The following is a 14,333-nucleotide window of genomic DNA, read 5'->3' as shown; positions in this document are numbered from 1 at the left end:
GCGGGTCCGCCCGCACCGAGCACTCCATGCAGAGACGAACGAGGAATCAGGGGACAGCCGTGGAAACAGTCACGGGAAGACGGCAAGCGCGATGGGGCGGGGCACGCCGCGCCGCGGTCGCGGTGCTGGCGGGCGCCGCGTTGTCCGGCGCCCTCATGGCGCCACCAGAGCACGACCCGGCGCCGGCGGCGGACACGCGGCCGGCGTTCCCGGCGGTCAACTACGCCGTGGCCGTCGACGAGTCCGCGAGCCTCGCCGCCGCGGACATGGCGGCCGAGAAGGCCGCCGCGGCCCGGATCGCGCTGGGCGACGTCTCCTCCCAGTCCCACGTCACCGTCTTCGGCTTCGCCGCCGCCGAGTCCGACGGCCAGCGCGCGGTGGACCCGGTGTGCCCGCGGACCGCGCTGGACGCGGCGGGCCGCGACACCGTCGGCGCCTGCGTCACCAAGCTGCGCGGCCGCACCAGGAGCCAGGGCACCGGCACCGACTTCCCGAGCGCGATACGCCAGGGCGTGCACGACCTCACCGACGGCACCGACCCGTCCCAGCCCCGTGTGCTGTTCCTGCTCACCGACGGCTACATGGACGTCAGCGACAGCCCCAAGTACGGCGACCCCGCGCACCGCGACGCCGAAGGCGACCGGCAGCTCGGCCTGGCGCTGAAGGAGGCCAGGAACGAGCACGTGCAGGTGTGGCCGCTGGGCTTCGGGGACCAGCCGCGCATGGACGAGCTGAAGCGGATGGCCGCCGGCGGGTACCAGAAGGGCTGCGTCGACCTGCCGTCCGCGACCCCCGGACCCAGGAAGGTCGAGCCGGAGGCCATCGGCACCACCCTCGAGGACATCTTCGCCGCCGCCCACTGCCTGCGGCACGAGCGCGGACCCGGCCCGAAACGGCCGCCGTCCACCCAGGAGATCGACATCTCCCCGCTGGCGACCGTCGGCAGCATCGTGGTCGACAAGGGCGACCCCGCGGTCGAGATCACGTACTACGACCCCAAGGGCCACAAGGTGCCCACGCACGGCACGTACCACAAGTCGTCGTTCGAACTGGCCGGCGGCAGTGGCGTGGTGGAGGCGCTGAAGATCGTCGACCCGCTGCCCGGCCGCTGGAAGGTGAGGGCCGAGGCGCCCGAGGGACACCGCTCGCTGCCCGTCTCCGTCAGCGTGCTGTGGCAGGGCGAACTGCGCGGCGCCATCACCATGGACCCGCCCTCCCCGCAGGCCGGGGACGAGGTCGAGGTGACCATGCGGCTGCAGACCCGCGAGGGCTACCAGATCAAGGACCCCCGCGACTACGCCGGGCTGCGGGTGCGCAGCACGCTCACCGGTGACGGCTTCGCCCCGCTGAAGCTGGACCTCGCCGACGACGGCAAGGCCGCCGACCCGACGGCTGGCGACGGTTCCTTCACCGGCTCCGCGCGCGTCCCGAGGGGCGCCGACGGCGCGCTGAAGGTGAGCGCCACGCTGACCGCCGCCGGGCTCAGCGCCGACACCCGCAGCGAGACCGGCGAGGTCGCCCCCGGACAGCTGCCCGTCACCACCTCGCTCGACCTGCCGGCCGCCGGCGTCCACCCCGGCGACAAGGTCACCGGCACCCTGGCCGTGCACAACACCAGCGGCGCCGCGCACACCCTGCGCCTCGCCGTGACCGACCTCCGGCCCGGTCTGCTCTCCGTCGGCCCGACGCGGATCACGCTCGCGCCCGGCGAGACCGGCACCCGGAAGGTGACCGTCGAGGTCGCCCCCGCCGGGGTCTTCGGCGACCGCCTCGGCGACGACGGGCTGAAGCTCGCCGGCACCGTCACCGTCGCCGACACCACCGACCACGACCGGACCCTGGTACGCGCCCCGCTCTCGGTGCGGGTGACGCCCCGGCCGGGCGTCTGGGACCAGTACAAGTGGTACTTCCTGGGCGCCGCCGCCCTGCTGGTGGCGCTGGCCCTGGTGGCCGCGGCCCGGGTGCGCCAGCGCCGGCGCGCCAGGGACCCCTACGGCCTGACGCTGCAACTGGTCGCGGAGGACGGCAGTTTCCTGGCGGAGCACCAGGCCGGGCACGGCCACAGGCAGTGGTACGAGTTCACCGTCGCCGAAGCGCACCGCAGTCCCCGCATCGAACGCCGCCCCCAGGGCCCGTACGCCGTCCAGCGCAATCCCAGGGGCGGCGGGGCGGTCCTGCGCAAGAAGGGCGGCGGCCGGACCCTCGTGCCCGCCCGCGGCCAGGTCCCCCTGACCGAGACGCTGCAACTGGCCCTCGGCGAGGACAGACGCCCCCCGAAGAAGCAGAGCCGCCGCCCGCAGCCGCCCGGCAGCCGCCCCGCGCCCGGCACCGCCGACAGCGCCGGCGTTTCCGGCACCACCGGCACCGGCGCCTACAGCTCCTACGAGTGACGCCGGGGCGGGCGGGGGCCGACCGCTCACCGCCCGCCCGGCACCCCACCGCGGCCCTGGCGCCGCACGCACCCACAACGGACGTTCCCAGCACGAACCCGCGGCCGCCCCGGCCGCGAGCGGGGAGGAAACCATGAAGATCTTCCAGCCGATGCTCTTCGTCGGCCTGGGCGGCACCGGGGGACTCGTCGGCGCCGAACTCGAACGCAGGCTGCGCACCGAACTGTGCGGCCCCGACGGCATGGCACTGACCCGGCAGAGCGGCCACGCCCCCTACCAGCTCCCCGACTGCCTCCAGTTCGTCTACGCCGACTACAGCGAGACCGACCTGCAGCGGCTGCCGCAGTTCAACGTGGACCCGTCGCTCAGGGCCGCGTACGCCAGGACCTCCCGCGCCACCCACAACCTGCTGCCGAACTTCGACAGTTCGCCCGAGGTCACCAAGATGCTCCGGGCCAGCCTGCGCGAGGAGGTGGCCGGCTGGCTGCCGCCGGTCATCGGCGAGCCCGAGGTCACCCCGCTGCACAACGGCGCCGGCCAGCTCCCCACCGTCGGACGGGCCGCCCTGTTCGCCACCCTCCGCTACGGCCTCGCCCCCGTCCTGGAGCCGCTGCTGCAGGCGATCGACGCCATGGCCAAGTCGGCCGGTGAACTCAGCGAGCTGGGCGGCGGCAGGGTCACGGGCTGCGACGTGTTCGTCGCCTTCTCGGTGGCCGGCGGCACCGGCGCCGGGATCTTCCTGGACTACCTGCACCTCATCAACCACGCCTTCCAGCTGCGCCGGTTCGACGGGGTGAAGATCTACCCGCTGGTCGTGATGCCGTCCTCCTTCGCCGCCGCCACCGGCGGCGGACGCGAGGCGGAACTCAACGCGGCCCGTGCCCTGGTGGACCTGTTCCGGCTGGTGGACCGGCAGAACGCGCCGACCGAGGGCGCCGAGATCGGCGACCTCGACCACGACGCGGGCTTCGGCATCCGCTACCCCGGCACCACACCCGTCCGGCTGCGCACCGGAATCCTGCCCACGGCCTTCCTGTTCAGCCCGACCGCCGGCATCCGGGCCGACGACCTGCGTCGTTCCATCGTCTCCCTGATGATGTCGCTGATCGGCACCGAGCTGGGCGACGGCCGCTCCCGGGGCCGCAAGACGGCCGCCGACGACGACTACCAGACCTTCTCCGCGAGCTTCATCAACCGCGGGGTCGCCCGCAGTTCGCTGTCGCCGACCGGCATCGGCCGGCAGGGGGTCTCCACCAGCCTGGTCGCCTCCATGACCGCGCCCATGGACCAGCTGGCGGACCTGGTGGCCGGCCGGATGCTGCGCGAGGCGGTCACCGAGCTGGTGGAACGGCCCCGGGCCGCGCTGCGCGGCGACAACGGGGTGCTGATGATCCGGCAGTTGTTCGCCGACTCGCACCTCGAAGCGCTGTGGGAACGGCGGCAGTTGCCGGTGCCCGAGCCCGAACCGCTGCCGCGCGGCGGCAAGAACGTCGAGCAGGCGCTGGGCGAGCGCATCGGCGACATGCAGCGTCAGCTCGCCGCCCTGCGCTCGGACGCCGAGCACCAGACCGCGGTCATGGCCGAACGGTTCGCCCCGCGCCCCGCCGTCGACAAGCTGCTGCAGAGCGCCGACCCCTTCCTGGTGGAACGCGTCGTGCGCGGCACACCGGACAGCGACAACGGGATCGTCCGGCTCGGCTTCCTCGGCATGCTGGACAGCCGCGCCCGCGCACCGCAGCGCCCGGCAGGGGTCACCGAACAGCCGCCCAAGATCCCCCGGATCAAGGGCCAGCTCGCCGGCATGGCCCCAGCCCGCTGGGGCGACGAGGCCGTCCAGGCCGCCATCCAGGAGCAGGACGCCTGGTACGAGTGGCGCTGCCGCCTGATCTGGCACGAGGCCTGGCGCGACCAGCAGCAGCTCTGGCAGCCGCAGGCGGACGCGGCCGGCGCCGACCTGGACCGGCTGGTGCGGGCCTTCCGCAACCACGGCGACCAGGAGCGCAAGGCCTCAGCGCAGAAGGGCCACGAGCTGTACGAGGACCGCACCGGCATCTCCTACCTGCTGCCGCCGCAGCGCACCCTCAACCACTTCTACGAGGACGTCGTCGCCCGCCTGATCCGGCGTGAGGGCCTGCGGGAGACCGACTACGAGGCGGCGCTGCTGCTCAAGCTGGTCGACGGGGACACCTGGCGGCGCGTCCACACCCGCAGCCGCCGAGACCCGGACGGCGCCGTCGCCCAGGTCAAGGGCCAGCTCGAGGCCCGGATCACCCGGCTGTTCGCCGAGAGCGGCACCCACCTGGAGGAACGGCCGCTGCTGCCGTCCATGGGGACCCTGCTGTCCGCCGCCGCGGGTGACCAGGAGGCCACCGACCAGGTCAGCAAGGAGGCGCTCGACCTGTTCGGACGCAAGCTCGCCGGGCTGCTGCCCGTCGGGTTCACCCCGGAGGGCACCGGACCGCTGCGGGTCCTGGTCACCCACCCGCGGGTGCAGTCCGGGGAGGAGGTGCAGGAGTACCTCGCCAAGACGCTGCGGCTGCCCTCGGACGCCAAGAACTCCGTGGAGTACCGGGGCGTGGAGAGCGACTCCATCACCGTCGTCCTCTTCCGCAGCGAGATGAGCCTCACCCAGGTCCCCGAGGCCCGCAAGGTGCTGCGCCAGTGGGCCCGGGCGAAGGAGTCCGAGCAGGCGCAGGACGTGCTGCGCTGGAGGCAGCGCCTGGGGCACCGCGACAGCTGGATGGTCAGCAGCGAGGAGGACCGGCGCACCATCCTGCACCGGCTGCTGTGCTGCATGTGGAACGGCCAGGTGGACGTGGTCGACGGGGACCCGGCCTCCCCGGAGCGGGTGAGGCTGCGGCTGTTCCCGGAGACCGGCCCCCATGTGCCCGGCGTCCGGCTGCGCCTGGGCGACTTCCCCGGCGGGGTGTCGAGCTGGGCGGAGCTGCTGCGGTCGTACGAGCGCTGGACGGTGCTGGACGACGAGCGGACGGTCGAGGACTACTGCCGCGAGCTGATGGGCGCGCAGCCGCTGGGCCTGGCCCGCACCGGCAGCGAACCGCACCCGCTCTTCGTCGAGCTGGTCGAGAAGATCGCCCCGCGCCAGGTCGAGCTGCTGGCCGACCGCCGGGAGCGCGGCGGCGAGCGGGTCGAGGGCTGGGTGCGGCCGCTGTGGGAGTTCTGGGCGGAGACCCTGCCGGCCGCGCTGGACCAAGAGTTCGGCGACCAGCGCGCCGTCCAGCCGACCCTGCGCACCCTGCTGGAACACGTGCGCGGCGGCGCACCGGGCCGGCCCCGCCAGGACATGCCGGATTCCCGGCGCGCGGTGGCCGATGACGACGACTGGGGCACCGCCCCCGTCTCCTCCTACGACACCCACCGGGGAGCGCCCGACCGAGGGGACCCCGCCGACGGCGACACCGCCCGCCCGCGCGGCTACGACCGCGCGTACGCGGAGGAGCGGCCGTACGCGGAGGAACGGCCGTACGCGCAGGAGCGGTCGTACGCGGCGGAACGGGCTTACGGTGAACGGCCGTACGGCGAGCGGCCCCATGGCGAGCGGCCGCACGGCGACGAGCGGCGGCGCGGCGAGGACCGCGGCGACCGGTTCCGCAAGGACGACGACGAGGGCTGGGGCGGCGACCGGGAAGGCGCCCGCCGGCGCGGCTACGAACGCCCCCACGGCGAGGACCGCGACGCCCGGCCCGGCGCCGAGGACGACGGGGGCCGGGAGACCTGGACCGAGCGGGAGGGCCGCCGGGACGACCGCGCCCCCGCCGGGAGCGGTGCGGAGGAACGGCCCCGCCGCGAGGACGTGCCCGCGGTGCCCTGGGACGACCCCGCGAGACCGGGAGGGTACGGCGGCGACGACCGCGACCGGACCCGCCGCAACCCCTGGGACGGTGACGCCCAGTGAGCACCGCTCAGGACTTCGCAGCCGTCATCCACCTCGACCTGCGCGCGGGGGCGGCGGAGCTGGACAGCGCCTCGGCCCTGCGCTCCCGGGTGGCCCGGCAACTGGGCCGGGCCGGACTGCCGGAACCCGACGACCCGCTCTTCCTGGTGGTCGACACCCCCGCCGGGCTGACCGACCACCAGCTCCAGTACGAACTGCTCACCGGCTACCGCGCGGTGGGCGAGGTAAGGCTCCTGGTGCTGCTGGTCGGCAGCGCGCCCGGCTCGTACGCCGGTGAGGACGAGGCGTTCCAGCCCGACCGCAGGCTGGTGCGGCCCGCCGTGCTGCGGACCTCGGGCACCGGGCTGCTGTGGGCCGGTGACCTGCGCTCGGCGCACACCGCCCTGGAGCAGCCCGCCGCCGACGACCCCGACGCGCTGGCCGTCCTGGTCGACGTGCTGTCGGTGCCCGACCTCTACCGCGGGGTGCTGCGGGCGATCGGGTCGCTGCCCGAGGCCGTAGCGGCGCCCGGCGTGCGGCTGCTGGAGCAGGACCTGCCGCCGGAGGTGCGCGACCGGGCCTGGCGCGACGCGCTCACCCGGTTCGCGGGCGAGGACACCGAACTCGCGCCGGACGTCCTGCTGACCGCCTCCTCCGGCGCCGATCTGCCGGAGCCGCTGCGCCGCCTGGTCGCGGCCCGCGGCGGCCGGGACCAGCGGCACCGGGTGCCCGGCGGAGCGGCCGACGACGCCCACCGCGCCTGCGCGGAGGCACTCGACCGCGCCGAGGAGTCGCTGGCCGGGCTGCAGGGCCTGCCCGGGCTGCTGCGGCCCGCCCGCCGGGACGCGTTCGAGGCGGACGTCGACCAGGCCCGCCGGGCGCTGGAGGAGTACCGGGACCTCGTCGGCACCGCCCTGCGCGGCGGCGGCGCGACCGCGTCACCCGCCGAGTCGGCCGCGCGGCTCACGGCCCTCGGCCTGCGGGTCCCGTCCGCCGAGGGCATCGGGGACCGGATCGGCGAGGGCCTGCGGGAGTTCGCCGGGAAACTGCTCGGCCAGGCGCTGCCCATGCGGTCGGTGGCCCAGCGGTTCACCGGTCTGGCCGGCCGGGTGGAGCCGGTACCCGGTTCTGCACTGCTGCCGAAGCTGGCCGCCGTCCCCGGCGGCGACGCGCGCACGGGCGCCGCCGGGGACGGCACCGGGGCACGGCGGTCCGGGACGGCGGACGGCGCCGAGGTGCCCGGTCTCCTGGCCGCCACCCCGCTCGCGGCCCTCGCCGGGCTGCTCGGCGCGCTGTGGCGGGGGCCGCTCCTGCCGCTGGCGCTCGTCGTCCCGCTGCTGTTCGTCGGCGTGGCGGCGCTCGGCGCGGCCCGGCTGCGCGACGCGGGACGCCCCGGCCGCTGGGCCGTCGCCCCGCGCGTCGCGGCGTTCGCGGGCGCCGCGGCCGGGGTGGCCGTGGCGTACGCGGCCGAACCCCCGCTCCTGGCGTCCGGTCTCGCCCTGGCGGCCGGGTCCGGCGTCGCCGTGGAGACGGCCCGCCGGCTGTGGCGGGCGGCGGCCGCCGCCTGGGAGCCGGGGCGTACCACGGCCGGGCTGCGGCACACCCTGGACCGGCTGGACGCCCTGCTGGCCGAGGCGGTCGGCGAGCACTGGGCCGTCGAGGAGCGCCTGTACTGCGCCGACGCGGCCCGGTCCGTCGCCGGCATGCTGCGCGCGACGGCCGCTGCGGCCGAGGCCGAGGCGGCACCCGAGGCCGAACGGTTCGACGTACCGGCCGCCTTCACCGCGCCGGACTCCGGCCCGCCCGCCGAGGACGACTGGCTCACCGGCCCCTCCGCCCTGGAGCCGGACGACGCCGGCCCCGACGACGCCGAGGGCGACTGGGCCAGCGTGTACGCCTGGCAGGACGGCCCGGCCTGGCAGGACGGGCCCGCGTGGGAGGAGCCCGCGGGGGACGAAGCGCACGGGAAGGGGCTCAAGGAGAGCCGGCGGAGGACTTCGGGCGGGTCACTGGGGGACCGTGCCAAGGGGGTTCCGCGCTGGCTCGAGCGGGACAGCGGCGAGGGTGGACCGGAGCTGGTCGCCACCCTGGCCGCCGACCTGACGGACGCCGCCCTGGAGGCGATGAAGCCCTACTGGGGCGCCGTCGAGCGCGGCCAGGCCGGCGCCCTCGCCGTGCGGCGCACCGAGGAGCGGGTGCGTGAGGTGCTGTCGACGGCCCGCCGCCACCTCCAGCACAACGGGGTGCTGGCCGCACCGCCGTTCGCCGCCCCGCGCCGGGTCCGCGCCACCTCCGCGAACCTGCTCGGCACGGACCCGCACCGGCCGGCCGAACTGGTCGGCGCGGAGACCGGGCGGCAGTCCGTGGTGCAGCTCTCCACGCCCGAACAGGGCGCGCTGCTCAGCCGTGACCCGGCGGCCGCCGTGTGGCTCAGGTTCGCGCCGCTGGCCGTGCGCGACGAGGTGGAGAAGGCGTGGCGGTCCAGCGGCTCGGCCCAGCCGGAGGACGTCCTGTGGACCTCCTCGGGACGGTACGCCGGCCTGGTCCGGCTCACCCCGCTGCGGATGGGCGTGGTGGAGACCGTCCGCCCTCGCTACGGCTCCGGCCCCGACGACGGCACGGACCCGTACGGCCGAAGGACCCCGGACGAGCCGGGGGACCCGTACGACCGCCCGCGCACCACCGGCAGGCAGGAGCCGTACGACCGTCAGGAGCCGTACGACCGTCAGGAGCCCTACGACCGTCGGGACGCCTACGACCGTCGGGACGCCTACGACCGAACGGACGCCTACGACCGAACGGACGCGTACGGGACGGACTCGTACGGGACCGAGTCCCACGCGTACGACCCGCCGTCCACGGCGTACGAGCAGGCGCCCCGCTACGACCGCCCCGACCCGGAGGACCGAGGGGACGGCGACCGCTGGTGACCCGTACCCCGCACCCCGGCCGCACGCCCGCGCACGGGTACCGGCCGGCGCACGCGCACGAAGGAGAGGACCGCCGGTGACCAGCCCGCCCACGGACAAACTCGCGTTCAACCTGCCCTCGGGCCGGCGCCGCGTCACCCCCGCCCGCTTCGGGCCCGAGTCCCGGCGCGACCGGCTGCTGCCCCAGCTCATCCGCAACTGCGTGCTCGACGACGAGGGGCAGCAGTGCCTGCAGGTGCGCCTGGGCGCCGCCGAGGCGGCCAACCCGGCGGCCCGCGCCCTGCTGGACACCGAGGCGGGCACCGCGCTGCATCTGCACCGCGTGCTCGACGACACCGAGTACGCGGCGCTCTTCCCGCGCATCATCGGCTACGAACCGGACGCCGCCGAGCCCTTCCTGCTCTACGCGGCGCCCAGGGGTGTCCCCGCCGCCCGCACCCACGTGATGGCCGCCACCGACCAGCAGCGCCTCACCCGGGACCTGATGCTCGCACTGTGCCTGCTGGCCGACCGGGGCCTGGTGCCACGCGGCGTCTCGCCCGCCACCGTGCTCTGGGACGGCGCCCGGGTCCAGCTCTGGGGGCTGGAGGCGATGACCCGGACCGGACGGCCGCGGGCCCCGTGGGGCCGGCCCCCCTACTGCTCGCCCGAACAGCGCCGGGGCGAGGGGCCGGCCGACCCGCGGGACGCGGTGTGGAGCGCGGCCCAGGTGCTCTACCGGCTGGTGACCGGACGACCCGGACCCGCCGACCGGGCCCCCGCCGACCTCGGCGAACACCGGGCGCTGGACGGGACGTTGCGGCAGGCCTTCGCCCCGCGCGCCGCCGACCGGCCCACCCCCGCCCAGCTGCTCGAACTCCTCGCGCCCGGCGCCGCCCGCCGGGTCCGGCTCGCCCTGCCCGCCGACGAGGAGCGCCCGCACCGGCAGGCCTTCGAGGAGGCCCTGCGGCTCAAACGGCACGCACCGGTGGCCCGCCCCGCGAACGGCCCCGGGGCCGCGGCGGACGGCCCGGGCGCCGGCGAAGTGCTGTGCCCCTACTGCCTGGAGACCATCCGGCTCGACCTCGGCAAGCTGTTCGTCACCGACAGCAGGATGCAGTACAAGCCGCTGGACCTGGCCGGCATCAACAACCCGGTCCGGCGGCACGACGTCATGCGCGGCGCCGTGCAGAAGTGCACCGCCGACCCGGACTTCCCCGAGCACTTCATCCCAGTGCCCTACCTGACGTACGGCCGCCCGCTGACCGTCGCGATGGTCGGCCAGTCCTCCACCGGCAAGAGCCATCTGCTGACCCAGATGATCGCGGCCGTCACCGACGGCGGCCTCGAGCCGTTCGGCCTCAAGTGGCAGTCGGTCAACCCCGAACAGCACGCGCGGTTCGTACGGGAGCGGGTGCAGCCGCTGCGCAGCGGCCGGGTCCTGGACCACACGGCCGCCCTCGGCCTGGACGACTTCGCCCGCTTCGTGGAGTCGCTGCTGATCACCGACGCGAGCGGCCGGGTGCGTCCGGTCGCCTTCTTCGACCTCGGCGGCGAGGACCTCGTACGCACCGACGCGGCGCTGCGGTTCCTGCTCGGCGTCGACGCCCTGATCTTCGTCGTCGACCCGGCGCTGGCCCTGCCGCTGCCCCAGCTCGACCACGTCAGGGAACGCCTGGACGTCGAGGTGAACCGGGACGGCGACCTCGCCTTCGGCACCGTCCTGGACCGGCTGCCGAAGAACGGCCCGTACCTGGACGTGCCGGCCGCGATGGTGCTCGGCAAGGCGGACCTGCTCAGGTTCCAGCCGCCCGTCGACCGCTGGCTGGCCCGCCCGCCCGCCACCTCGCTCGACCCCGCGCGGGTCCGCGAGGAGAGCCGGGACGTCTACGGGCTGCTGCGCCGGCACGCCGGCCAGGCCTGGCTGCGCCCCTTCGACGCGATCCGCCGGTGCACCCTGCACGTCGCCTCCGCCACCGGCGGACAGGAGGCGCACGGCCGCTATCCGGCCGGCGCCGGGCCGCGGCGGGTGCTCGAGCCGCTGCTGGCGCTGCTGGCCATGCACGGACTGATCGACGTGCCGGGCGGCGCCGAGGCGCTGGCGACCGGGGAGACTCCCGTGCTGGAGACGGTGCCGTGGGAGGAAGCGCAGAGAGCCGGGGGTCCCGTGGGCTCGTCCGGGGGAGGGGAACATCAGTGAACGGCTTCCAGGACCGGGGTGCGGTGCACCAGGTCGTCTTCCGCTGGGACGGCAACCACGGCCGTCAGGGCACCGGCATGAGCGCCGTCGCCCACTCCTGCTCGCCCGAGCGGGCCGAGCGGCTGGGCCGGGAACTCGGCCGGCTGCTGTGGGTGTCCGGCACGGCGGCGGCCCGGCCCAGCGTGGTGCGCGCCGTGTCCCGCGACGGCGACGTCATGCTCGTCCAGCGCTGGCCCACCACCGACCGGGGCGGCCGGCCGTCCACGGTCAGCCATGTCCTCTTCGGCGATCCCCGGGCCCTGATGACCCGCCAGTGCCTGGGGCTGGCGTACCGGGGCTGGGGCACCCAGGAGAAGGCCGAGCAGGTGAAGGGCCCGCAGCCCGTGATCGACTGCGCGGACCTCGACGAGCTGGCGCGCGGACGGCTGCGCGGCATGCGGGACGCGCTGCCCGGCGTACAGCACGCGCTGATCCTGGCCACCGCCGAGCTGCTCCGCGATCCGGCGCAGCGGGTGTCGCTGCTCCTGGAGGACAAGCCGCCGCGCGACTGGCCGGACGCGGACCAGGTGCCGCTGGTCTACCTCGGGCTGTTCCTGATCTTCCACTCCTGGCTGCGGCAGGAGTGGACGTTCGCCACCTACGACACCGTGGACACCCACCCGCTGCGGCTGATGGCCGTCCCGCGCTGGGAACCGGACACGGGCGGGTCCGGCCCGCTGGCCCGGATCAGGGGCCGCCGGACTGGGGAGCCCCAGTTCGAACAGCGGGCGGCCGCGCGGCTGGTGGAGCACCTCCTCGCCAATCGCGACGCGCCACCGGGCGTGCCCCAGCTCGTCGTGGAACTCGCCGACGGGGCGACCCTCGACTGGGAACGGCGGCGCGCCCGGCTGCACGACATCCTCGGCCCCGACCGCCCACCCGCCCGAACCCGGCACCAGCCCGCCCCGGAGCCCGCACCGGTGCGCGAACCCGATCCGGTACGCGAGCCGTCACCGCACGACCCGGCGGTTCTGCGTGAACCGTCGTCACGGGGCTCGGAGTCACGGCGCGAGCCGTCACCGCACGATCCGGCGGTTCTGCGTGAGCCCCCGTCGCATGGCTCCGCGCCTTCGCGTGAGCCGTCGCCGTACGACCCGGCGGTCCTGCGTGAACCATCGTCACGAGGCTCCGAGTCACGGCGTGAGCCGTCGCCGTACGACCCGGCGGTCCTGCGTGAACCATCGTCACGCGGCTCCGAGTCACGGCGTGAGCCGTCGCCGCACGATCCGGCGGTTCTGCGTGAGCCCCCGTCGCATGGCTCCGCGCCTTCGCGTGAGCCGTCGCCGTACGACCCGGCGGTTCTGCGTGAACCATCGTCACGCGGCTCGGAGTCACGGCGTGAGCCGTCACCGCACGACCCATCAGTACTGCGTGAGCCACCGTCACGCGGCCCCGCGTCACTGCGGGAACCGTCGCCGCACGACTCCGCGTCACTGCGTGAGCCCCCGTCCCGTGACCCCGGGCCACTGCGCGGGTCGCCGCCGCGCGACCCCGCGGTACAGCTCCCGCCACGTGACCCCGCACCGGCGTCCGGGTACGAGCCTCGTCCCGTGCCTCCGTACGAGCCGCCGCCCCAGCCCGTGCCCGCACCCGAACCCGAACCCGCGGCCCCGCCCCGCCCGGTGCGCGCGCCCGAACCGGTCTCCCCGCCCCGTCCCGCGCGCACGCCCGGCCTCGCACCCGGACCCGCACCCGGCGAGTACTCGCACGCGTCCGGACCGGACCGCCGCGATCCCGCCCCCGGCGCCTCGACCGGGTACGGGACCGGCGGGCGCCCGGTGCCGTCGCTCCCCGACGGGTTCGGCACCGTGGCGGCCGACGCCGCCGGAGCCGTACCGGGCGCCCCGGACACCCGAGCCCTCCACCGGGACCCGCGCGACCACCGGCGCGGGGACGGCACGGGCCACCGGATCCCGGCAGCGGAACTACGCAGACAGTCCGACGAGGTCCTGCTGGACGAACTCCGCTCCCACCGACTCCCACCGGACACGCTCGACCTGGTCCTGGCGGAGCTGGGCAGGACGGACCGCCTCCGGGCGCGCCGCCCGGACACCCAGCACGCGCTGTGCGCCGAAGTGCTGGCCCGGAACCTCTACTTCGCGCCGCACCCGTCCGGCACCGAGCCCACCCTGTCGAGGACCGCGATGGCCGACCGCGCGGCCCGGGTCTTCCAGTGGGCCGTGGCGCCGCTGGCCCGGGACGACCGCTACCTGGCCGATCTGCGGGAGCTGCTCTACAGCATGAGCCGGGACCGGCACCCCACCACGGGCAACTGGCTCTGGCAGACGGTCGTCGAACCGGCGAACGGAAAGGTCCCCGACCTGCCGCCGGAGCTGTGGAGCATGCTCCTGCGGGAGGCGATCCGCAACGGAGCGGCGTCCGCCGCCCCGCCGGCACCGCCCACGGCGCAGTCCCCCACAGCACAGGCGGCCCACCGGACCCCCGCCACGCCCCCGGACTCGCTCGGGCCGCCGGCGGGCACCGGACGGCTGTCCTCCGTCCGGGCCCGGCTGGGCGAGCTGACGAGCAACCCGGGTTGTGTGATCGGGGGTCTGGTCGGCCTGATCGCCGCGATGATCACGGCCGTGGTGTTCATGGTCTGAGCACCGGGCGGTCGCGCCGTACGGTGCCCGGTGGGCAGGTGTGGCCGCCTAGGTGGCCGTGGAACGGCGGCCGCCCCGGCGGTCGGTACCGCGGCCGCCGGTGCCGGCCGCGCCGCCGGTGGCTCCGCCGCCCGCCGCCCGGCGCCGGGATCCGCGTCCGTCCTTGCCGGCCGTGGCGCCGGCGGCCGCGCCTGCCCCGGATCGGCGTTCGGCGCCGCGGCCGCCCGTGCCGGAGGCAGTGCCCGCGGCCCGGGCGGATCCGGTACGGCGGCCGGAGCCGCGCCCGCCGGTCGCGGA

Annotated in this window: 6 protein-coding genes; 5 read left to right on the top strand and 1 reads right to left on the bottom strand. The window is 75.8% G+C overall.

The features are described from left to right. Window positions 1–59 precede the first annotated feature (59 nt). From ACFQ9Z_RS06805 to ACFQ9Z_RS06785, 5 genes are all read left to right on the top strand, one after another. Window positions 60–2,390 carry a VWA domain-containing protein gene (locus ACFQ9Z_RS06805; RefSeq protein ID WP_383011905.1) on the top strand — a complete coding sequence of 777 codons (2,331 nt, stop codon included), beginning with the start codon at window positions 60–62 and terminating at the stop codon, window positions 2,388–2,390. A gap of 133 nt (window positions 2,391–2,523) precedes the next feature. Then, window positions 2,524–6,306 (top strand): tubulin-like doman-containing protein, encoded by a 3,783-nt coding sequence (locus ACFQ9Z_RS06800; RefSeq protein WP_383011902.1) that lies wholly within the window; start codon window positions 2,524–2,526, stop codon window positions 6,304–6,306. Beyond that, window positions 6,303–9,215: a hypothetical protein gene (locus tag ACFQ9Z_RS06795; protein ID WP_383011899.1), complete on the top strand. Its 2,913-nt coding sequence runs from the start codon at window positions 6,303–6,305 to the stop codon at window positions 9,213–9,215. Before ACFQ9Z_RS06800 ends, ACFQ9Z_RS06795 begins: the two co-directional genes overlap by 4 nt. Window positions 9,216–9,291: 76 nt before the next feature. Further along, window positions 9,292–11,394, top strand: coding sequence for a hypothetical protein (locus ACFQ9Z_RS06790; protein WP_383011896.1), 2,103 nt, complete (start codon window positions 9,292–9,294; stop codon window positions 11,392–11,394). Further along, complete coding sequence (locus ACFQ9Z_RS06785; RefSeq protein ID WP_383011893.1) at window positions 11,391–14,036, top strand: hypothetical protein; 2,646 nt, start codon at window positions 11,391–11,393, stop codon at window positions 14,034–14,036. Before ACFQ9Z_RS06790 ends, ACFQ9Z_RS06785 begins: the two co-directional genes overlap by 4 nt. A gap of 48 nt (window positions 14,037–14,084) precedes the next feature. Here ACFQ9Z_RS06785 and ACFQ9Z_RS06780 read toward each other — a convergent pair. Continuing rightward, window positions 14,085–14,333, bottom strand: a 249-nt coding sequence (locus ACFQ9Z_RS06780) for a hypothetical protein (protein WP_383011890.1), incomplete at its 5' end; no start/stop codon positions are given.

This window comes from Streptomyces sp. NPDC056580 (assembly GCF_042793175.1).
Taxonomy (GTDB): Bacteria; Actinomycetota; Actinomycetes; order Streptomycetales; family Streptomycetaceae; genus Streptomyces.
This window is presented reverse-complemented; position numbering and strand designations above follow the sequence as displayed.